This window comes from Vannielia litorea (genome assembly GCF_019801175.1).
Taxonomy (GTDB): Bacteria; Pseudomonadota; Alphaproteobacteria; order Rhodobacterales; family Rhodobacteraceae; genus Vannielia; species Vannielia litorea_B.
In genome coordinates this window covers 2,487,145-2,507,024 of sequence record NZ_JAHVJR010000001.1, presented here as the reverse complement: position 1 = coordinate 2,507,024, position 19,880 = coordinate 2,487,145, and the positions used below count along the sequence as shown (strand labels likewise).

Genomic DNA, 19,880 nt, shown 5'->3' with positions numbered 1-19,880 from the left:
TGATCACTCAAATGCGCCATCTTGCCCCCACGGGCCACCCCGGCCCGCAATGCCAACCAACGGAGCGCCCATGACCACCTTCACCCTGCACGATGAAACCACCGCCCCCGCCGAGAGCCTGCCGCTGATTGAAAAGTCCAAACAGGCCTTTGGCCGCCTGCCGGGCCTGCACAAGGTCATGGCTGAGGCCCCCGCGCTGATGGAGGGCTACCAAGTGCTGCACGGGCTGTTCCAGAACGCCACCAGCTTCGACAAGGATGAGATCACCGTCGTCTGGCAGAGCATCAACGTCGAGCACGCCTGCCACTACTGCGTGCCCGCCCACACCGGGATTGCCAAGATGATGAAGGTCAATGACGCCATCACCGAAGCGCTGCGCAACGAGACCCCGCTGCCCACCGAGCATCTCGAAGCCCTCCGCACCTTCACCCTCGCCATGGTCCGCCAGCGCGGCGAGGTGAGCGACGACCAGCTGCAGACTTTCCTCGACGCAGGCTACACCAAGCGCCACGTGCTCGAGATCGTGCTGGGCATCGCGCAGAAGGTCATGTCGAACTACACCAACCACCTCGCCGACACCCCGGTCGACGAAGTGATGCAGAAGTTCGCTTGGGAGAAGAAGGGCGCCAAGGCGGCCTGAGCCTGCCCGCCCGCGCGGAACCGCGGGGGCCCTGACGGGTTGATCCTGCAAATGGAGGACCGACCCATGAAGAAGCTCTTCAAGTACTGGGCCGTCTGGAAGCTGGCGCAAAAACTCCTGCGCAAGCGCCGCCGCGCCTGAACCACCACGCGCCCCGTGACCGCAAGGTCCGGGGCGTTTTGGCGCAGGCACACGACCGCATTCATGCGTGATCTTGAATGTGTTTGCAGCTATGCTCCGGGCTAACACACCGGAGATCTCCCATGCTGCGCGTCACCCTTGTCCTCGTCACCGCCCTGTGCGCCTTCACCCCGGCGACGGCCCAGATGCACGGGGGAGGCGGGATGCACTGGCATGGGGCCGATGGCACCGGCCACGACATGGCCGCCATGCCCGGACTGCGCGGCGAGGACGCCACCGAGGAGGAGAGCGCCGAACTGGCCACGCTCTTCCGCAACTTCGCCACCCTCTCCCGCGAGGTCGAGCTTCTGCCGGACGGCATCCGCACTGTCACCCGCTCCTCCGACCCGGAGGTGATGGACGCACTGGTGAGCCATGTCGTCGGCATGATCGACCGGGTAGGGCAGGGGCGCGACCCGAAGATCTTCATCCAGTCCCCCACGCTCGATATCTTCTTCGCCCGCCCCGGCGCGATCGCCTCCGATGTCGAGGTGACCGACGCGGGCATCGTGGTCACGCAAACCTCCACCGACCCGGAGGTGGTGGAGGCGCTGCACACCCATGCCGGGGAGGTCAGTCGGATGGCCGACAGCGGCATGCAGGCGGTGCACGAGATGATGATGGAGCGGGCCGGCAACTGAGCCCTCAGCCGCCCTCCGCCTCTGCCAGCCCCTCGACCGAGCGCTTCCGGCCCGGCGAGATCGCCAGCGCGGCGCGGTAGGCCTCGGCAGCCCCTGTGCGGTCACCGGAGAGCAACAGCATGTCGCCCAGCAACTCCCGCGCCGGCAGCACCGCGCCAGGAGTCACTGGTGCCTTGCCTACCGAATCCTCCAGCTCTGCCGCCGCCCGCATTTCCGCCAGCGCCGCCTTGGCCTCGCCCGCCTCCCAAGCCAGCCAGGCCTCAATGGTGCCGCTCTGCGCCTCTGCCAGCGTAACCCAATAGCCCATGCCGCGCTCGTTCAGCGTGGCCGTCCGTGCCGAAATCTCCTCCAGCGCCGCCCGTGCGGCCTCGGTATCGCCCGACCGCGCTGCGCCCAGCCCCTTGGCGAACCAGTGGATTGTGACGGCTTGCGGAAACTTCTCCCAGCCGATCAGCGCCGGCAGTTCGGCGGGCAGGGCAGCCGCCCCGGCCCAATCTCCCTGCTCAAGTGGCACCCGGGCCGGGCTGGCCGCCAGGGCGTAGGCGGTGCCAAAGCTGTCTTCGAGCGCCCCCACCGCCTGAAACTCGGCCAGCAGCACCTCCGCCTCGGCAACCCGGTCCAATTGCAACAGCGCATAGAGGCCGTAGTCCACAGCGTGGGCGTAATGATTTGAAACCACACCGCCATCCAGCGGCTGAGCCAGTGCCGCCGTGCCGGAACGGGCATTCCACGCCACCGACGCCTCCCAATCCCCGAGCCGGGTGAAGATATGGCTGGGCATATGCAGCGCATGGGGCACTTCAGGCGCGATCCGGTCATAGCCCTTGGCAAAGGCGCGGGCCTTTGTGGCCAAGGCCGGGTGATCATAGGCGTGGATCACGTAATGAAAGATCGCCGGATGCAGCGGCGCCTCGGGCAGCCGGGCGGCGAGCCTGTCTCCGGCCTCGGCAAGGCTCTCAGCCGCGCCGGGCCCGGGCGGGGTGAGGGCAATCTGCGCCAGCGCGTCGAAGGCGGCCGCATCGATATCATCGGGAAAGGCCTCGTCGATCTCCCGTTGGGCGCCCGCCCACGCGGCCAGCCGGGCGGGGTAGGGGGTGTCTGCCCCCTCCCAAAAGGCTAGTGCCGCCGCCACATAGGCAGCTTCCCGCGCGTTGCCCGGCGTGAGGGTAGTCAGCCGCGTCGCCGAGGCTGCGCCGCCCTCCATCTCCGCAGGGGTCGGACCACCGGGCCAAACCGGGTGGAAGTAGCTCATCGCCTTGCCCCATTCGGCCATGGCGCAGGCCGGGTCGGCCTCTGCGGCCTCGGAAAATCGTTGCCGGGCCTGCACATACATCATGTGATGCAGCAGTTTCAGGCCTTCGGTGAAGGGCCCCGCCGCTGCCTCGGTGCAGGAAAGCTCAAAACGCACCTCCCCCAGCGTGGTGTCATGCGCGGCAAGCGGCGTGGGGGCGGTAAGAACAGCGCAGCAGGCGAGCGCAAGGGCACGTGTCATCGGTCATCTCCGTGTCGGGAATCATGCCGGTTCAGCCCGGCGTTGACCCTAGGGTAGCGCTGCGTGGGCGCCGCGATATATGCTCCGAATGGCAGAACATTCCTGCGGAAAGCTGAGGGCTGATGGACAAGCTGGCGGCCATGCGGGTCTTCGTGGCCATCGTCGATGGCGGCACGCTGACCGAGGCGGCGCGGCGGCTGGGAAAGTCGCTGCCCAGCGTGGTGCGCTCTCTGGCGCGGCTGGAGGAGTCGCTGGGGCTGCGGCTGCTGGAGCGGTCGACGCGGCAGTCCTACCTCACGCCGGAGGGTCGTTCCTACTACGAGACCTGTTGTCACGTGCTTTCCGAGATCGACACCGCCGAGCAGGACCTTGCCGCGCAGCAGGGCGAACCGGCGGGGGAAGTGCGGATCACCGCGCCGGTGGAGTTTGGCAACCGCTTCGTCTGGCCCTGCCTGCGCGACATCCGCGAGCGGTTTCCGAGCCTCGTGCCGCACGTAACGCTGACCGACGTGCCGCTCGACCTCGTGGAGGGCGGTTACGACCTCGCGGTCCGGATTGGGCCGCAGCCCGACAGCGAGATGCGGGCCACCGTGATCGGGGAGATGCCCACGCGGCACTGCGCCGCCCCTGCCTTTCTCGAAAGGGTCGGCCGGCCAGAAAGACCGGAGGACATGGCCGGGATGCCCGCTGTCTGCGTCGACATTGCCGGGCGCCGGACCGGGCAGTTGTGGCCTTACCTCGACGCGGACGGCAAACGGCGCACGTTCCGGTGCAAGGCGGTGCTCTACGTCAACGAGGTGCGGATGGCGCGGGCGGCCTGCGAGGCGGGGGTGGGGCTGGGCTTTTTCTACCTTTACCAGGTCCATGATGCGATCGCCGACGGGCGCCTGGTGTCGCTCTTCGAGGAACGGCGACCGCCGCCGCAGCCGGTGCGGCTGATCCGCCACGCAGCGCGGGATCGGCCGAAGCGGGTGTCTGCGGCGATCGATGCGCTGGAGGGCGCGCTGCGGCAGGCGCTGAAGGGCCTCGGGGCCTAGCTCCGCGCCCGCTCCCCGCACGGCGGGACAAGCCCCGCCCTACGGGTTCACTCCTCCAACGCGTTCGCCTTTTTCTTCTCGATCAACCCGGCTTCCTTTTCCTTCCGGGCGAGGAACTTCTTGCCGAACCCGCTGATCTCGCGCTCAGAAATCACCTCACGGGCGCGCTCGAAGATCTCCTGTTCCTCTTCTTCGATATGGTGCTCGTAATCGTGCTTCAGCGTCTTGAACCGCGTCAGCCAGCCGGGCGAGCTCATTTCCATCTCGTTCAGCTCCTCCATGATGTCATCCAGCTCCTGATGCTCATGCACGGAATGCCGGGCGTGCTCCTGCCCCCATGTCTTGCCGAGCAGCACGGAGTAGAATGTCTCTTCCTCGGCGGCGGCATGGGCCTTTACGTCGTGATAGAACTCCTCCCACGCGCCGCGGCGGGCCTCGCTGTCGCCCGATGTGTCTTCGAGCGTGGCAAGCAACTCGCGGTGGCGGTCGTGGTCGGTCTTGATGGCTGCGTAGATGTCGGTCATCGGCGTGGCTCCGGACTGGGTTGGAAGGATTTGCCAGAAAACGCCCGGCGCAGGGCGAAGGTTCCCGCCCGCCCGCAGCCCCTCCGCCGCCGCGCAAAAGCGTGACCGCAGGGGGCCTCGCAAGGTGGCCCGCGATCCCCTATCTTTGAAGAAAGGCCCCCGCACCGCCGGCCGTCCCGCGCCGCCCATTGACCCGGAGCACTCCCACGTGAGTTTCACCCCCGAGATCGCCGCCATCCGCTTTGGCTACGGGCTCTCGCCGCACCACCCGGCCCCGGCCAGCCCCGAGGCGATGGTAGAGGCACTGCAGGCCGCTGACAGCATGGCGCGCGCCTTCCCGATTGGCTCGATGGCAGAGACCTACGCCGATTTCCAATACCTGAGCGATCTCAAGAAGGCCGAGCTGGACGGCGACAAAACCGCCAAGAAAAAGTACCGCAACTGGCGCGGCCAGAACCGCCGCGACCACGCCCGGATGCTGCGCCACACCATCGCTCGCGCGCTCGATGCGCCCGACCCGCTGCGCGAGCGCCTCACCCGCTTCTGGGCTGATCATTTCACGGTGCGCGGCAAGGGCGTGTCACAACGGATGGTGCAGCGCTTCGTCGAAGATGCGATCCGCCCGAACATCACCGCGCCGTTTTCCGAGATGCTGAAGGCGGCGGTGACCCACCCGATGATGCTGATCTACCTCGATCAGGACAAAAGCATCGGCCCCGGCTCGCCGGTGGCCGAACGCAACGCCAAAAAGGGCCGCCGGCGCGGGCTGAACGAGAACCTCGCCCGCGAAGTGCTCGAGCTCCACACCCTCGGCGTTGGCGGGGCCTACAGCCAGGCCGATGTCCGGCAACTGGCCGAGCTCATGGCCGGGATGACGCTGAACCTGCGTGAAGGCGTCCGTTTCGAGCCCAAGCGCGGCGAGCCGGGGGCGGAGGAGGTGCTGGGCCAAAGCTACGGCGGCCGCAAACCCAAGCTGGAAGATATCCACGCCGCGCTCGATGCCATCGCGCTGCACCCCGATACCGCGGCGCACCTTGCCCGCAAGCTGGCCGTCCACTTCGTCTCCGACACGCCGCCGCCCGCCCTCGTGGAGGCCCTGCGCCTGCGTTACACCGAGACCGGCGGCAACCTCGGCGCGGTGATCGAAACCCTGCTCTCGCACCCCGAGGCCTGGGGGCCGCTCGCCAAGATCAAACAGCCCTTCGATTTTGTCACCTCGGCTCTCCGCGCGCTCGGGGTGACGGGGTCGCAACTCGCTGCGCTGGACCGCAAGGCCACCCTCCGCATCATCATCCGCCCGATGGGCCTGATGGGTCAGGAGTGGGAGCGCCCCAATGGCCCCGATGGCTGGCCCGAGGATGGCGAGCACTGGCTCACCCCGCAGGGCCTCGCCGTGCGGATCAACTGGGCCATGTCGGCGGGCCGGGTCGACGGGCTCGATCTACCCGACCCCCGCGATCTGGTTGAAACCGCGCTTGGCAGCCAGGCCGGTGAGCGGCTGCTCTTTGCCGCCAAGGCCGCCGAAAGCCGCGCCGAAGGGGTGGGGATCGTCCTCGCCTCCCCCGCCTTCCAACGGAGATGACCCGATGAGCAAGCTCCTGATGACCCGGCGCCGGTTTCTTGCCTCCACGGGCTGCTCCGTGGCCGCCGCGCCGCTGATGACCCCGATGGCCTTCGCCCAGGCTCCGTGGGACACCCGGCTGATCGTGCTCATCCTGCGCGGCGCGATGGACGGGCTCGATGTGGTCCGCCCGGTGGGCGATCCGCATTTCGCCGCCGCCCGGCCCACGCTGGCCGCAGGCGGTGGTCTGCCGCTTGACGGGTTCTTCACCCTCCACCCCGCGCTCGCCCCGCTGCACCCGATCTGGGCCAAGGGCGAGCTGGGCTTTGCCCATGCCACCTCCACCCCCTACCGCGACAAGCGCAGCCATTTCGACGGGCAGGATCTGCTTGAGGCCGGCACCGGCTTCGATGTGAAAACCGGCGCCCTGCGCGACGGCTGGCTCAATCGCATGCTTCAGGCCGTGCCGGGCATCGAAGCCGACACCGCCTACGCCATCGGGCGTGAAGACTTGCTGATGCTCGCCGGGGGCGCCCCAGTCGCCAACTGGTCCCCCGGCACCCGGCTGGAGCTTTCTCCGCAGGCCCGGCGGCTTATCGAATTGGTCTACGAAGAGCACCCGATCTACCAGGCCGCCGTGCTCGAAGCGCTCGACCTTACCGAGCAGATCGCCGCCTCCGAGGCCGCCGCCACCGAGACGGATGAAGATGAAGACATGGCCGCGATGATGGAGGCCAGCTCCGGCAATGCAGCCCATTTGCAAATGGCCGAATTCGCCGCCCAGCGGCTGCGCGGCGACACCCGCATCGCCGCCTTCTCCCTCTCTGGCTGGGATACCCACGGTAATCAGGCCAGCGGGCTGCCCAAGGCGCTGAAGCAATTGGCAGAAACCATCGAACTGCTCCGCGTCGGCCTCGGCCCGCTCTGGGGCAAAACCGGCATTCTGGCGATGACGGAGTTTGGCCGCACCGTGCGCGAGAACGGCTCTCGCGGCACCGATCACGGCACCGGCGGGCTGATGCTCATGGCAGGCGGGGCGCTGCGCGGCGGCAAGGTCTATGGCCGCTGGCCGGGCCTTGAAGAGGCCGCGCTCTACGACCGGCGCGACCTGATGCCCACCGAAGACGTGCGCGCCTATGCGGCCCGCGCGATGGAGGGGCTCTTCGGCCTCTCGGGGACTGTGCTGTCAGAAAGCGTGTTTCCGGGGCTCGACATGTCGCAGGCACCCCGCCTGGTGCTTTGAGGGGAGCGGGCCAGGGCTCAGGCCCCGCTCGCCACCTCGATATCATCGATCTGCTCCACCATGTCGGCGGTCACGTCCTTGGCCCCGGTGGCCACGGTGGCCGCCACGGCGAAGCCCAGCGAGACGATGCCCGCCATCAGCACCACCCAGTCGATGGTGACATTGCCCTCGTCTTCCGACCAAAAGGCGTTTGCGATCCGTTTCATGTGCCGCTCCCAGGCTTTTTTCTCTGCTCAGTGCCTACTCTCTCGGGCAAATGCGGCGCTCGCGTGGAAGGGCCGCGCCATTTTGCGGGTTTTCCTCCTTCCTGCGGAGGGCTAGGAAAATGGCAGAGATGCAAAGGGGTTAATTGATGAGCGACGCGCGAATGCTGGGCGAAGAGCTGACAGGCTGGACCCCGCCGCCCCGGCCCGCCTTCGACGCGCTCGATGGCCAGTGGACCCGGCTCGAGAGGCTCTCCGCCGATACCCACGCCGCCTCGCTCTTCCGCGCCTACTCCGGCCATGACGCGCTGTGGGATTACATGCCCAACGGGCCGTTTTCCTCTGCCACGCAGTACCACCGCTGGGCGCGCGAGGCCGAGGCCAGTGCCGATCCGCTGCACTTCGCGATCCAGAACCGCGAGACTGGCCGATGGGGCGGCACCTGTGCCCTCCTGCGTATCGCGCCCGAGGCCGGATCGGTCGAACTGGGTTACATCGCGCTGGCACCCGAGTTGCAACGCACCCGCACCTCCACCGAGGCCTTCCTGCTGCTGATCGAATGGGCCTTCGAGGCCGGCTATCGCCGCTTCGAGTGGAAGTGCAACGCCCTCAACATGCCCTCCCGACGCGCCGCCCAGCGGCTCGGCCTGTCCTACGAAGGCACTTTCCGGCAGGCTCAGGTGGTGAAGGGGCGCAACCGCGATACCGCATGGTTTGCCGCCATCGACAGTGAATGGCCCGCCCTGCGCGAGGCCTACCGCGCTTGGCTCCGGCCCGAGAACTTCGATGCCGAAGGCCGCCAGAAGGAACGCTTGGGCGACCTCACCTCTCTCGTCCGCGCTGCCTCCGACCCGGCTCTCTGAGCCGCGGAAACGCTGCAATAAACGTAAATCTGTGGTTGGCCCGCTAGGAGCACGGTTCACCCAACGCCGGACGAGCCAAAAGCTCGCCTCTAAGGGCCGGAAGCCCCCCGCCTAGGTCGTATGCACACCGCAGCTCAACCCGCCTATAGCGCGATATTGCCCTCCAGCCGGTTCGCCACCAGCTTCGAGATCACTGCCGCCTCCGGAAAGCCGCGCTGGCCTGCCGCCCGGGCCGTTGCCAGCCCGCGCGCGGCGGCGGCGAGCGGCGCGTCCGAGGCGCATTGCGCGACCGAGCCGAGGAACTGGGCGACGTAGTCCAGCATGTCCGGGTCTTCCTCGCCGGTCGAGAGCACGTCGGCCACATGGGCGAGGTCGTCGCGCAGCGCCAGCGGGTCGGGGGCCACCACGTCAGATGACATCGCTCGCGGCCCGACCGGATGCGCCGCCTCCGGCAGGCGGGTGAGAATCGCCTGCTGAAACTCCGCCAGAGAGGTGATCGGCTTCTGGATGAACCCGTCCGCCCCGGCCTCCAGCGCCTCATCCTCGCTCGCCGGGTCGCCGCTGGTACCAAGCAGCACGGGCACGCGGGTGTCGGAATGGTCCAACTCGGCGATCAGTTCCAGCCCCGAGCCGTCCGGCAGGCCCAGATCCACGATCACCGCCGTCGGGCGATAGACCTGCAAGTGCCGGTGCGCCGAGGCCAGCGTATCGGCCCTTCGGATGCGCGCGCCCGAGCGCAGGCACAGCAGCCGCACCGCCTCCGAGGCAAAGCGGCTGTCCTCCACCACCAGCACGGTAGCGCCCAACAGGGGCCGGTCGCGCGTGGGCTTCTGCGCGGGGATTGCGAACTGCGGAAGATCGTCTGTCATGGAGGCCTCCCTCAAGGCGTTACCCCCCGAGAAGACACCACCTTCCCTAAAACTTCGTAAACGCCCCTGCCGGAATGCGACAAAGGCGCGGCTTGTGCCGCGCTTGGCCGGGCGTCATAAACCGCCCGACACCTGCCTATGGAGGGGAATGACATGATCGGACGGCTCAACCACGTGGCCATCGCAGTGCCCGACCTCGAGGCCGCGTCGGCCCAGTATCGCGGCACGCTCGGCGCCGATGTTGGCGCGCCGCAGGACGAGCCCGATCACGGCGTCACGGTGGTCTTCATCACCCTCCCCAACACCAAGATCGAGCTGCTCTACCCCTTGGGCGAGAACAGCCCGATCGCGGGCTTTCTCGAGAAGAACCCCTCCGGCGGCATCCACCACATCTGCTACGAGGTCGATGATATCCTCGCCGCCCGCGACAAGCTGAAGGCCGAAGGTGCCCGCGTGCTCGGCACGGGCGAGCCCAAGATCGGTGCTCACGGCAAACCGGTGCTCTTCCTGCACCCGAAGGATTTCAACGGCTGCCTCGTGGAGCTGGAGCAGGTCTGATGAGCATTTCCGCCGCCCTCGTCGTGCTCGCCGTGACATGGTTCATGGTGCTCTTCATCGTCCTGCCGGTGCGGCTCGAAACCCAGGGCGACAGGGGCGAAGTGGTGCCCGGCACCCACGCCGGCGCCCCGGCGGACTTCAAGCTGGGCAAGCGGCTGAAGATCACCACGCTCATCGCCCTGCCCGTGGCCGGGGTGATCTGCGCGATCATCATCTCCGGCGTCATCGGGGTCTCCGATTTCGACCTGCTGGAGCGGTTCGGCCCCAAAGGGCCGATCACCGAAGGTCAGTAGCCGCCCCGCGTCAGGCGCCCGGCTCAAGCCGGTGGAACAGGTGCGTAAAGGTCGCCACGCCGAGCAGCGGGATGAACAGGTTGATGAGCGGAAAGCTCAGCGGAATCGCCATCAGCGTGCCCGCAAACCAGATCTTGCCAAAATGCCTGCGCCGCGACTCATTGGCGGCCTGCCGCCCGATCCGCCGCATCGCCACCATCTGGTAATACTCGCGCCCCAGCAGCAGCCCGTTTATGCCCCAGAACAGCAGCGGCACCAGCGGCCCGGCAAAGAGGTAGAGCACCAGCATCAGCACGTTCACCACGATGAGAATGCCGAAAAACCCCAGCGAATCCCGCAGCGCCTCCGAAAACGGAAACCGCGGCACATCGGGCAGGTGCGGGTAGTGCTTGTCTTCCACCGCCGCCGCAACGTCTTCGAGGAAGAGACCGGTGAAGGCAGAGGCCACCGGGACCATCAGGAAGATCGACATCAGCGCCATCAGCGCGATCGAGGCCCATGAGAGCAGGTCGTCGATCCACGTCACCTCCCGCCCGAAGATGGTGAAGCTGTCGGGCGTCACCCAGTCCAGAAACCACAGGAACACGCCGTAAACGCCGAAGAGCAGCAAGATCGTCAGCCCCAGCCCCATCGCCAGGACCCGTAGGAACCGGCCGTCGAACATCTGGTTCACGGCCTTGCCGAAGTCGGAGAAGATCATTCCGAGACCCAGGCGGTGATCTTGGTCAGGTCAGGGCGCGGGCGCTCGGGCGCGGGCACCGTCTCGGTGCCGATGTGGATGAAGCCCGCCACCGTCTCGTGCAGCGCGAGGCCCAGCCCTTTGGTCACGAACTCCCGGTCATGGCTGCCCCAGCCCGAGAGCCAGTTGGCGCCCCAGCCGGAGGCCAGCGCGGCGTTCAGCATAGCAAGGCAGACTGCGCCCGCCGAATAGAGTTGCTCGACAAACGGCACCTTCTCGCTCTCCACCGGTGACGACACCACCGCCACCGCCAGCCCCGGCTGCTTCAGCTGGTTCTGGAACTTCTCCACCTTCTCCGGCTCCAACTCCAGCGCCGCGCCGCGCTCACCGGCCAGCTCCGCCAGCCGCTCCAGCGCCGCGCCCTCCAGCACGATAAACCGCCACGGCTCCAGCTTGCCGTGGTCCGGCGTGCGGGCGGCGGCCTGAAGGATCGGCCCCAGCTCCTCGCGGGTGGGCACCGGCGCGGTCAGCGTCTTCGCGGGGCGCGACCGGCGGGTCAGAAGGAATTCGAGGGCGGCGGGGCTTTTCTGCGTCATGGGGCCTCCTTGGCAGTTGGCCCTTATGTCGGGTGTTTTGCGCGCAGGTTCAATGGGGTGGTGGCTTTGGGCAATGGCCACGGCGTGATATGCTGGGACCATTGCAGCGGGAGGTATTTGAATGACCGGAGTCGCCAGACCCTTGATGGCCGTATTCGCCCTTTTTCTCGGCTTCTGCCTCGCCTCAGCACCGGCAGAGGCGCAGCGCTACCCCAAGGGCATGTCAGAGGGGCGCAACAGCGCCCGCGCCCCGCAAATTCTGGGCGATGGGGTGATCCGCTTCAGTCTCCTGCCCGGCGACTGCCAGGCCCGCAGCTACGGCGACGGGCGCGGCGAGAGCGACTGCGGCAACCGCAATGCCAAATCCTACCTCGCAGCGGGCGACGTCAGAACAGGCAGCTCCATGCTCTATGCCTTCGATGTGCGCGTGGCAGGCGGTCTCACCCATGCCGCCTTCCACAACCCGCGTGCCGTGCCCTTCACCGGCGGGCCCGACAGCCGCCTCGCCGTGGCGATCTGGCAGGGCGAGCTGATCAAGAACCACCTCGTCTGGCTCGATCTGGACCGTACCCGCGGCCTCACCTTCATGGGCCGCCGCTGCGCCGCGCCGGGGCAGCTTGGCAACTGGACCCGTTTCGAACTGCTCGTCAAATGGTCGGCCAAGGGCGACGGGGTGATGCAAGCCCGCTGCAACGAGCGCACCATCTATGCGGTCAAGGGGGCGCCGACCGACCAGAACCCGCATTGCCACGTCGCCAGCCATTGCGAACCGGGCAAGGTCAAGCACCCCAAGCGGATCAATGCGGGCTTCGGGCTGTTCTTCGATGCCGAATTCATCAACGGCAGATCAATCCGCCCGCGACTGCCAGCATCGGGCCTGCACGTCGAAATGCGCAACTTCAAGGTGGCGAAGGCGAGGATCAGGTAACGGCGACAGGTGCCCTAGCAGCCGCGCACCCGCCGCGCTGCGGACCCGCTTCCGCTCGCATCAAGCTCGGCATAGCTCGAGCGGATCAGCCAGCGCGTGAGGCTCCGGGCCATCAGCTCGTGGCCGGTCAGCTGGATCCGGTCGGCCAGAATCTCGGCCTCGAAGCTCGAGTGGCCCATCCAGGCGGCGGTCAGGTCGCGCAGGGAGGCAGATAGATACAGGTCGACATCATGCTTTGGGTCGGTCAGGCACAGGTCCGTCTCCTCGCCGGGCCGTGTCACCAACCAGTAGTTCGCAACACCCTCGGGCGTGTCCTTGAGAATAAACTGGATCACGCTGCGACGGCGCGGCAGTTGCAAGGTGTCGACCTTGCGGCGGATGTTCCACATCAGCATCCGGGCATCGAGCCCCTTGAGCGACACCTCGCAATCCACGTGCCGGTGCGCCCATTCGCCCAAGCCCCGCACCAGCGGCTGCAACTCATCGGCCATCGCGGTGGTCAGATACTCGCCGTGGGCGCCGCTGCCCTCGTGCCGCATCACCAGCCCGTTCGCCTCCATTTCCTTGAGCCGTTTGGAGAGCAGGCCGGGTGACATGCCGGGCACCCCGCGCTGGATCTCCGAAAAGCGGGTGGAGCCGTTCCACATCTCGCAGAGCACCAGCATCGTCCAGCGCGGCTCCAGCAGGCTCGCGGCCATCGCAACGGGGCAGAAGCGGGGATAGGTCTGATCGGTCATCGGCAGCACCTCCTGATGGGCAAGTGTCTCACCCCCGCCCCCGGCGCGTCCACTTCAGACTCTGTAGCGGGTTTGCTTCACGCCGCGAAGTGGAGCGGTGGAGCAGCCTCGTGGCACTTCTTCCTCACCGAAACGGCTGAACCGAAAAGGAGAGAGACATGCCGCTGGTGGATATCGAACTGATCGAAGGTGTTTTCGACGACGGGCAGAAGGCGGAGATGATCGAGAAGGTCACCGACGCGATGGTGGCGATCGAGGGCGAGGCCATGCGCGGCGTCACCTGGGTCCGGGTGAAGGAGGTGAAGAGCGGCCACTGGGGCATCGGCGGCAACCGTCCCAGCGCGGCGGACATCAAGGCGATGGCGCTGGCGGCCGAGTAGCCGCTACAAGCGGGACCGGGGCAGGGGCCGTCGGAGGTGATCCGACGGCCCCTGCCTTTTGCGGCTCACTCCCACCAAGGGTCAATCTCGGCAATGTCGTCATCCGACCAGCCGAAGTGATGGGCAAACTCATGCACCGTGACATGGGCAATCAGCTCGTCGAGGTCTTGTCCCGGCCTGTCGCGCCATTCGGCAAGGATCGGCTGGCGGAAGAGCCATACAGTATCGGGGTAGGGCGAGGGGAAGCTGGCGGTTTTTTCGGGCAGCGGCGTGCCCTCGTAAAGCCCGGTCAGTTCGCGCGGGTCGGTCATGCCAAACTCGGCCATCATCTCCGGCGTAGGCCACTCTGCCACCTGCACCACCACCTCCCGCGCCGCCGCACGCAAGGGCGGCGGAAAGGCCTCTATCGCCTCCCCTGCGACGCGCAGAAAATGAGCGTCATCGCGGCTCACCGCCGCCTCAGGCCCCGGTCACCCGCCAGATCACATCGCCCACGTCATCGGCCATCAGCAGCGATTTGCCGCCCGGTCCGATGCACACGCCCACGGGCCGGCCATAGGCCAGCTTCTCGTCTTCCGAGAGGAACCCCGAGAGAATGTCGCGCGGCGCCTCGGTCTCGCTGGGTTTGCCGTTCTCGAAAGGCACGAAGAGCAGCTTGTAGCCCGAGAGCTTGGAGCGGTTCCACGAGCCATGCTGGCCAATCACCATGCCGTCGCCAAAGCCGGGCAGGGTGCCTTCCGGCATCCAGCACAGGCCCAGCGAGGCGGTATGGCCGCCGAGCGCATAGTCGGGCTTGATCGAGGCGGCGACCTTCGCGGCGTCCTGCGGCACACGGTCATCCACGATGCGGTCCCAGTAGGAGTAGGGCCAGCCGTAAAACCCGCCGTCGACCACCGTGGTCAGGTAATCCGGCGGCGTCTCGTCACCCAGCCCGTCACGCTCGTTGACGACCGTCCAGAGCGCGCCCGTTGTGGGCTCAAAGGCGGTGCCCACGGCATTGCGCAACCCAGCGGCAAAGATCCGTGCCTCCTCGCTGGCCACGTCCAGCTCCCAGATCGCGGCGCGGCCTTCCTCGGTCTCCATCCCCTCGTCAGCGATGTTGGTGAGCGAGCCCACGCCGGCGTAAATCTTGCTGCCATCGGGTGAGACGATCAGGCTCCGCGTCCAATGCCCACCGGGCTTGAATTCCACCAGCCTGCGCGCAGCGGCCTCATCCAGCCGCGTCGTCCCGGGCGGAAAGGGGAAGGCCACGATCCCGTCGGTGTTGCCGAGATAAAAGGTCTCGCCCACCACAGCCATCCCGAAGGGCTGGCGCTGGTTCTCAACGAAAATCTCGCGATGCTCGGCTACCCCGTCGCCATCGGCATCCCGCCAGAGGGTCACGCGGTTGGCGCTCTGGCCCATCGCCTTCACCGCCTTCATCGTGGCATGGGCCGCCGCATCCATGAAATTCTTCGGCGGGGTCTCGATCTGGCTCGACTCGGCCACCAGCACGTCACCTGTCGGCAGCACCTCAATCCAGCGCGGATGGTCCAACCCCTCGGCAAAGGCATTCACCTTCAGCCCCGGCGCGCAGGTCGGCAGCCGCCCGTTCTTCCAGCCCTCGGCGGTGGGCAGCTTCAGGGTCATGATCCCCTGCTTCTTCGCCTCCGGAATCTCCGGTTCCCCGCCCATCGCCTGTGTCGTCGGCGCACCGAAGCGGCGCAGCAGGGCCACCGAGCCCCCAACGATCGACACGAATTTCGCAAGCATGTTCATCCCGGTCTCCTTCGCACGGTCCGCGCCGAGGGATAACGCCCTTCGCCGCCGGGCAACAGCCCCCGCCGTCTTTCCCGCCCCGCACGCTTGCCTTCCCTCCCTTGCGATTGGTAAACAAACCTGACCACGCCGGGAGCCAGCATCATGACCGTCATCACCTGCATCGACGACCTCAAGCGCATCCACAAGCGCCGCGCGCCGAAGATGTTCTACGACTATTGCGAAAGCGGCAGCTGGACCGAGCAGACCTTCCGCGAGAACACTTCCGACTTCGACAAGATCCGCCTGCGCCAGCGCGTGGCCGTCGATATGTCGGGCCGCTCGACCGAGAGCACCATGATCGGCCGCAAGGTGGCCCTGCCCACCGCGCTCGCGCCCGTGGGCATCTGCGGGATGCAGCACGCCGATGGCGAGATCCTCGCGGCCAAGGCGGCCGAAAAGTTCGGCGTGCCCTTCACCCTCTCCACGATGTCGATCTGCTCGATCGAGGATGTGGCCGAGAACACCTCCGCGCCCTTCTGGTTTCAGCTCTACACCCAGAAAGACACCAATTTCACCGACAACCTCGTGCGCCGGGCCAAGGAGGCCAAGTGCGAGGCGCTGGTGATTACGCTCGACCTCCAGATCCTCGGCCAGCGCCACAAGGATCTGAAGAACGGTCTCACCGCCCCGCCCAAGCTCTCGGTGCCGGTTATGTTGGACCTCGCCACCAAGTGGCGCTGGGGCCTGCAGATGCTGCAAACCCAGCGCCGCGAGTTCCGCAACATCGTCGGCCACGCCAAGGGCGTCGAGAACACCCGGAGCCTGCACGACTGGACCGCCGCGAACTTCGACCAGACGCTGGATTGGGACAAGGTGAAGCGCCTGATGGACCAATGGGGCGGCAAGGTGATCCTCAAGGGCATCCTAGATGGCGACGATGCCGAAGAGGCTGCCAAGCTCGGCGCCGACGCTATCGTGGTCAGCAACCATGGCGGCCGGCAGCTTGACGGGGCGCTTTCCTCCATCCGCATGCTGCCCGAGATCGTCGAACGCGTCGGCTCCAAAACCGAGGTCTGGCTCGATAGCGGCATCCGCTCCGGGCAGGATATCCTCAAGGCACTCGCGCTCGGCGCCAAGGGCACGATGATCGGGCGGTCCTACGTCTATGGTCTCGGCGCGATGGGGCAGGCGGGTGTCGAGAAAGCGCTGGAAGTGCTGCAAAAGGAGATGGATATCTCCATGGCCCTTTGCGGCAAGCAGAACCCCGGCCAGTTCGGGCGGGACATGCTGCTCGTGCCCGAGGATTTCGGCGGCCGCTGGCAGGCCTGATCCGCGCTCAGTTTGCCTCTGCCTCGGTGCCCCGCGCCGAGGCGCGCAGCGGGATCAGCAGCAGCGGCGCCACCGCCACCAACAGCCCCACTGCTACAAAGGCCATCCGCAGCCCCGCGGCCTCCGAGATCGCGCCCAGCAAGGGCGGCCCGATGAAGAAGCCGCTGTAGCCGATCACCGCCGCCCGGCTGATCACCGCCGGGCGCAGATCCGCCGGGGAGAGGCGGCCAGCGAGGGCAAAGACCATCGGCGCGATGACCGACACGCCAAGCCCCAGAATTCCGAAGCCCGCGTAGGCCACCAGCGGCGTAGGCGCCATCGCCGCCAGCACCGCGCCTGCCGCCGTCACCAGCGCGGCCAGCGTGGTGATCCGCGCCTCCGACACCCGCGCGGTGGCGAATTGCCCGGCCAGCCGACCCGCGCACATGGTGAAGCCCAGCATCGCAGGGCCAATCGCCCCCTCCGCCGCGCCTCCGCCGAGGGTGCGCTCGATATGAAGCGCCGACCATGCCTCCGTGGCCTGTTCCGCGAGGAAGGCCAGCAGAATGATCATCCCGCCCCAGAGCGCCACCGGCGGCAGGGTCACGCGGGCGGGCCGGGTCTCGCCCTTCACCGGCGGCGGCAACTCCCGTTGCAGGGCAATTGCGCCAAACCCGGCCGAAAGCAGCCCGAGCCCGGCAAAGGTGAGCGCGGGGGCCGTGCCGCCATCGCGCAGCAGCCCGGCCACGAGGGCCGAGGTGCCATAGGCCAGCGAGAAGGTCGCGTGGTTTAGGTTCATCAGCGAGGCGCCCGTCCGGGCCTCGACCGCCGAGAGGCGTGCGTTCATCACCACGTCCAGCAGCCCCGCCGAGCCGCCCGCCAGTACCATCGCGGCGGTGAAGGCCAGCACATTGCCCGCCCACATCGGCGCCTGAAACAGCACCCCGATGATCACGCAGCCCAGCGCCATCGCCGCCCGCCCGAAGCGCGCATCGAATCGCGGAGCCAGCCACATCGCCGAGATCGACCCAACCGCCGCGCCCAGCAGCACGAGGCCCCAAGTGCCGTCATCCGCGCCGATTCCGGCCTTCAACTGCGGCGTATAGGCAGCAAAGGCGCCCCAGAAAATGCCCACCGCGGCGAAGGGCGGCAGGGTCCGGCGGGAGAGGCGGATGGCATGGGTCAGGCTCATGCCGCGATGGGGAGCACGCGCCGCCGCCCAAAGCAATCTCCAAAGTCGTTTGAAAGCCGCTTCAAACGGCCCGGCTACCGATGCCTCCGGGCAGTGCCGCTCCGGCGCAGGACCCAAAGGAAAAGGCCGGAGAGCGGCAGGGCAATGAGCGCGGCGGCCAGTTCCGGCGCGGGCAGGCGGAAGGCGGTGTAAAAGATGGCGGCGCAGTCCAGCGAGGCAAGAAACAGGCCAAAGCAGGCAAGGGCGGCGGCAATACCCCAGATCGCCAGCTCCACTCGCCCCGGCCGCGAGAACCACATGGCGATGGCCCGCACCGCGAAGGGCAGGGCAAAGACCACGAAGAGGGCCACCATCAGGTCGTCCTCTCCGCCCGAGCTCATCAGCTGGTTACAGTAGAACGGCTCGCCCCCCGTCGGGCCGGACACGAATCCAACCGCCCGGCCGGGCCACCAGTAGCCGGTGAAGGTAATCCAGCCGCAGCAGGCGAGATACGCGAGGTTCAGCAGGGCACGCATGGCGCGAGGCTAACCAAGCTGAAACTGGCTTGAAACCCCTTGCCAAACGGCCGATCCCCCTCTAAGGGAGCGCCTTCACGCGGGCATACAGCCTTGGAGGATGTCCGCACCAACTTAGGAGAATTCAAAATGGCTGGACAGATCCCTGATCTTCACGCCGAGGCCCGGACGGGGACAGGCAAGGGCGCCGCTCGTCAAGCACGCCGTGATGGCATGGTGCCCGGTATCGTTTATGGCGGCGGTGCCGACCCGCTGGCGATCAACCTTCCCTTCAACAAGCTGCTCACCCAGCTGCGCGCCGGCCGCTTCATGTCGACGCTCTTCAACATGAAGGTCGAAGGCCAGGAAGACGTGCGCGTGATCTGCCGTTCGGTGCAGCGCGACGTTGTCAAAGACCTGCCGACCCACGTGGACTTCATGCGCCTCAAGCGCACCTCGCGCGTCAACCTCTTCATTCCCGTCGAATTCGAGAACGAAGACGCCGCGCCCGGCCTCAAGAAGGGTGGCGTGCTGAACGCTGTGCGGCCCGAGGTCGAGCTGGTTGTGACCGCCGGTGACATCCCCGAGAAGCTGGTCGTAGACCTCAGCGGTCTGGACATCGGCGACACGGTGACGATCTCGTCGATCACCCTGCCCGAAGGCGCAAAGCCGACCATCGACCGCGACTTCGTGATCGCCAACATCTCCGCCCCGTCCGGCCTGCGCGCCGCTGACGACGAGGACGAAGGTGAAGACGTGGCCGCCGACGAGGTGCCCACCGCTGGTGAAGAGGCCGCCGCAGAGGAGTGATCCTCCCGCGATGACGGAATACGAAAGGGCGCTCCTCGGAGCGCCCTTTTTGCTTGGGATGTCAGGCTTCCATGGCCCGCAGTCCCCATTGGCGAGCCAACAGAGCGGCCCCGCTTGTACGCCTTACCCCGGCAGCGTCACCACCACCGGCTTGCCGCGCGTCGCCACCACCGTGTGCTCATATTGCACAGTCTCCGCCCGGGGGTGGCTCAGTAGTGTCCAACCATCGCCGCCGTCCTCCGCCCAGAGTGCCCCGCGTGAGAGGAACGGCTCCACCGTCATCACCAGCCCATCGGTGATCCTCCGCCGGTCGCGGCTGGGCCATGTGGCAATCTCCTCGGGATATTCATGCAGCGCCCGCCCGGTGCCGTGGCTGGCGAGGTTCTGAACCAGCGTGTAGCCTCCCGCCTCGGCAAACCGCCCCACCGCCTTGCCGATGCCCGCCAATGGCCGCCCGGCCTTCACCTGCGCCACCCCGATCCGGCAGGCCTTTCGACCATCCCGGCAGAGCCGCTCCAGCGAGGGCCGCACCGGCGGCACGGTAAAACTCGCGCCGGTATCGGCGAAGAACCCGCCCTTCGAGGCCGACACGTCGATGTTCACCAGATCGCCCGCACCGATCACCCGGCTGCCGGGGATACCGTGGGCAATCTCCGCGCCCACGCTGATGCAGGTCTCGCCCGGAAAGCCGTACACCGCCTTCGGGGCCGAGACAGCGCCCTCCCGCTCGATCTGCGCCGCGCCGATCGCGTCCAGCTCGGCGGTGGTCATGCCCGGCTCCAGCGCGCGGCCCATGTCGCGCAGCACCTCGGCCACGATCCTGCCGATCTCGCGCAGCCCGTCCAGCTCGTCCTCATGGGTGATCGTCATCTCTCTGGCTCCTTCCGCCGGGGCTGGCGCGGCGGTCCCGCG

The 19,880-nt window shown here is 67.3% G+C and carries 24 protein-coding genes; 12 read left to right on the top strand and 12 right to left on the bottom strand.

Features of this window, described 5'->3' with window-relative positions:
- The first annotated feature begins 70 nt into the window (after nt 1-70).
- Both KUV38_RS12220 and KUV38_RS12215 read left to right on the top strand, forming a co-directional pair.
- A complete protein-coding gene (locus KUV38_RS12220) occupies nt 71-640 on the top strand; it encodes a carboxymuconolactone decarboxylase family protein (RefSeq protein ID WP_222470313.1) in 570 nt (189 codons plus the stop codon).
- Between the two features lie 263 nt (nt 641-903).
- A complete protein-coding gene (locus tag KUV38_RS12215) occupies nt 904-1,461 on the top strand; it encodes a hypothetical protein (protein ID WP_261385214.1) in 558 nt (185 codons plus the stop codon).
- A gap of 4 nt (nt 1,462-1,465) precedes the next feature.
- Here KUV38_RS12215 and KUV38_RS12210 read toward each other — a convergent pair whose 3' ends face one another.
- Entirely contained in the window at nt 1,466-2,953 is a 1,488-nt protein-coding gene (locus KUV38_RS12210) for a hypothetical protein (RefSeq protein ID WP_222470312.1), read from the bottom strand.
- Nucleotides 2,954-3,075: 122 nt separating this feature from the next.
- Between KUV38_RS12210 and KUV38_RS12205 the strand changes: the two genes are divergently transcribed.
- A complete protein-coding gene (locus tag KUV38_RS12205) occupies nt 3,076-3,990 on the top strand; it encodes a LysR family transcriptional regulator (RefSeq protein WP_222470311.1) in 915 nt (304 codons plus the stop codon).
- Between the two features lie 47 nt (nt 3,991-4,037).
- On the opposite strand, the gene KUV38_RS12200 is transcribed toward KUV38_RS12205, so the two are convergent.
- Nucleotides 4,038-4,514: a hemerythrin domain-containing protein gene (locus KUV38_RS12200; protein ID WP_222470310.1), complete on the bottom strand. Its 477-nt coding sequence runs from the start codon at nt 4,512-4,514 to the stop codon at nt 4,038-4,040.
- A 208-nt stretch (nt 4,515-4,722) separates the two neighbouring features.
- On the opposite strand from KUV38_RS12200, the gene KUV38_RS12195 reads away from it, so the two are divergent.
- Together KUV38_RS12195 and KUV38_RS12190 are read left to right on the top strand one after the other, a co-directional pair.
- Entirely contained in the window at nt 4,723-6,096 is a 1,374-nt protein-coding gene (locus tag KUV38_RS12195) for a DUF1800 family protein (RefSeq protein WP_222470309.1), read from the top strand.
- Nucleotides 6,097-6,100: 4 nt separating this feature from the next.
- Nucleotides 6,101-7,318: a DUF1501 domain-containing protein gene (locus KUV38_RS12190; protein ID WP_261385212.1), complete on the top strand. Its 1,218-nt coding sequence runs from the start codon at nt 6,101-6,103 to the stop codon at nt 7,316-7,318.
- A gap of 17 nt (nt 7,319-7,335) precedes the next feature.
- Here KUV38_RS12190 and KUV38_RS12185 read toward each other — a convergent pair whose 3' ends face one another.
- Nucleotides 7,336-7,524 (bottom strand): hypothetical protein, encoded by a 189-nt coding sequence (locus KUV38_RS12185; protein WP_222470308.1) that lies wholly within the window; start codon nt 7,522-7,524, stop codon nt 7,336-7,338.
- Nucleotides 7,525-7,670: 146 nt separating this feature from the next.
- On the opposite strand from KUV38_RS12185, the gene KUV38_RS12180 reads away from it, so the two are divergent.
- On the top strand, nt 7,671-8,384 hold the full coding sequence (locus tag KUV38_RS12180) for a GNAT family N-acetyltransferase (protein ID WP_222470307.1): 714 nt from the start codon (nt 7,671-7,673) through the stop codon (nt 8,382-8,384).
- 143 nt (nt 8,385-8,527) lie between these two features.
- Here the strand turns inward: KUV38_RS12180 and KUV38_RS12175 are convergent, their stop codons facing one another.
- Nucleotides 8,528-9,253: a response regulator gene (locus KUV38_RS12175; RefSeq protein ID WP_222470306.1), complete on the bottom strand. Its 726-nt coding sequence runs from the start codon at nt 9,251-9,253 to the stop codon at nt 8,528-8,530.
- Nucleotides 9,254-9,406: 153 nt separating this feature from the next.
- Here KUV38_RS12175 and mce point away from each other — a divergent pair, with 153 nt between their 5' ends.
- Both mce and KUV38_RS12165 read left to right on the top strand, forming a co-directional pair.
- Nucleotides 9,407-9,811 (top strand): methylmalonyl-CoA epimerase, encoded by a 405-nt coding sequence (mce, locus tag KUV38_RS12170; protein ID WP_222470305.1) that lies wholly within the window; start codon nt 9,407-9,409, stop codon nt 9,809-9,811.
- Entirely contained in the window at nt 9,811-10,104 is a 294-nt protein-coding gene (locus KUV38_RS12165; RefSeq protein WP_222470304.1) for a DUF1467 family protein, read from the top strand. Before mce ends, KUV38_RS12165 begins: the two co-directional genes overlap by 1 nt.
- A gap of 10 nt (nt 10,105-10,114) precedes the next feature.
- Here KUV38_RS12165 and KUV38_RS12160 read toward each other — a convergent pair whose 3' ends face one another.
- Both KUV38_RS12160 and KUV38_RS12155 read right to left on the bottom strand, forming a co-directional pair.
- Complete coding sequence (locus tag KUV38_RS12160; protein ID WP_222470303.1) at nt 10,115-10,804, bottom strand: EI24 domain-containing protein; 690 nt, start codon at nt 10,802-10,804, stop codon at nt 10,115-10,117.
- Complete coding sequence (locus KUV38_RS12155; RefSeq protein ID WP_222470302.1) at nt 10,801-11,379, bottom strand: nitroreductase; 579 nt, start codon at nt 11,377-11,379, stop codon at nt 10,801-10,803. Before KUV38_RS12155 ends, KUV38_RS12160 begins: the two co-directional genes overlap by 4 nt.
- A gap of 121 nt (nt 11,380-11,500) precedes the next feature.
- On the opposite strand from KUV38_RS12155, the gene KUV38_RS12150 reads away from it, so the two are divergent.
- Nucleotides 11,501-12,307: a polysaccharide lyase gene (locus KUV38_RS12150; protein WP_222470301.1), complete on the top strand. Its 807-nt coding sequence runs from the start codon at nt 11,501-11,503 to the stop codon at nt 12,305-12,307.
- A 14-nt stretch (nt 12,308-12,321) separates the two neighbouring features.
- On the opposite strand, the gene KUV38_RS12145 is transcribed toward KUV38_RS12150, so the two are convergent.
- Nucleotides 12,322-13,044 (bottom strand): winged helix-turn-helix transcriptional regulator, encoded by a 723-nt coding sequence (locus KUV38_RS12145; RefSeq protein ID WP_222470300.1) that lies wholly within the window; start codon nt 13,042-13,044, stop codon nt 12,322-12,324.
- 158 nt (nt 13,045-13,202) lie between these two features.
- On the opposite strand from KUV38_RS12145, the gene KUV38_RS12140 reads away from it, so the two are divergent.
- Nucleotides 13,203-13,424, top strand: a complete 222-nt coding sequence (locus tag KUV38_RS12140; RefSeq protein ID WP_222470299.1) for a tautomerase family protein — start codon at nt 13,203-13,205, stop codon at nt 13,422-13,424.
- Nucleotides 13,425-13,489: 65 nt separating this feature from the next.
- Here the strand turns inward: KUV38_RS12140 and KUV38_RS12135 are convergent, their stop codons facing one another.
- Both KUV38_RS12135 and KUV38_RS12130 read right to left on the bottom strand, forming a co-directional pair.
- The gene (locus KUV38_RS12135; protein WP_222470298.1) at nt 13,490-13,876 is read right to left on the bottom strand and encodes a metallopeptidase family protein; all 387 of its coding nucleotides are present in this window, start codon (nt 13,874-13,876) and stop codon (nt 13,490-13,492) included.
- A gap of 7 nt (nt 13,877-13,883) precedes the next feature.
- Nucleotides 13,884-15,182, bottom strand: a complete 1,299-nt coding sequence (locus KUV38_RS12130) for a PQQ-dependent sugar dehydrogenase (protein ID WP_222470297.1) — start codon at nt 15,180-15,182, stop codon at nt 13,884-13,886.
- Nucleotides 15,183-15,326: 144 nt separating this feature from the next.
- On the opposite strand from KUV38_RS12130, the gene KUV38_RS12125 reads away from it, so the two are divergent.
- Nucleotides 15,327-16,493 (top strand): alpha-hydroxy acid oxidase, encoded by a 1,167-nt coding sequence (locus KUV38_RS12125; protein WP_222470296.1) that lies wholly within the window; start codon nt 15,327-15,329, stop codon nt 16,491-16,493.
- Between the two features lie 7 nt (nt 16,494-16,500).
- Here the strand turns inward: KUV38_RS12125 and KUV38_RS12120 are convergent, their stop codons facing one another.
- Complete coding sequence (locus tag KUV38_RS12120) at nt 16,501-17,664, bottom strand: MFS transporter (RefSeq protein WP_222470295.1); 1,164 nt, start codon at nt 17,662-17,664, stop codon at nt 16,501-16,503.
- A 74-nt stretch (nt 17,665-17,738) separates the two neighbouring features.
- The gene (locus tag KUV38_RS12115) at nt 17,739-18,179 is read right to left on the bottom strand and encodes a hypothetical protein (RefSeq protein ID WP_222470294.1); all 441 of its coding nucleotides are present in this window, start codon (nt 18,177-18,179) and stop codon (nt 17,739-17,741) included.
- A gap of 129 nt (nt 18,180-18,308) precedes the next feature.
- On the opposite strand from KUV38_RS12115, the gene KUV38_RS12110 reads away from it, so the two are divergent.
- Nucleotides 18,309-18,968 (top strand): 50S ribosomal protein L25/general stress protein Ctc, encoded by a 660-nt coding sequence (locus KUV38_RS12110; protein ID WP_222470293.1) that lies wholly within the window; start codon nt 18,309-18,311, stop codon nt 18,966-18,968.
- A 123-nt stretch (nt 18,969-19,091) separates the two neighbouring features.
- Here the strand turns inward: KUV38_RS12110 and map are convergent, their stop codons facing one another.
- The gene (gene map / locus KUV38_RS12105; protein ID WP_222470292.1) at nt 19,092-19,838 is read right to left on the bottom strand and encodes a type I methionyl aminopeptidase; all 747 of its coding nucleotides are present in this window, start codon (nt 19,836-19,838) and stop codon (nt 19,092-19,094) included.
- Nucleotides 19,839-19,880 lie beyond the last annotated feature (42 nt).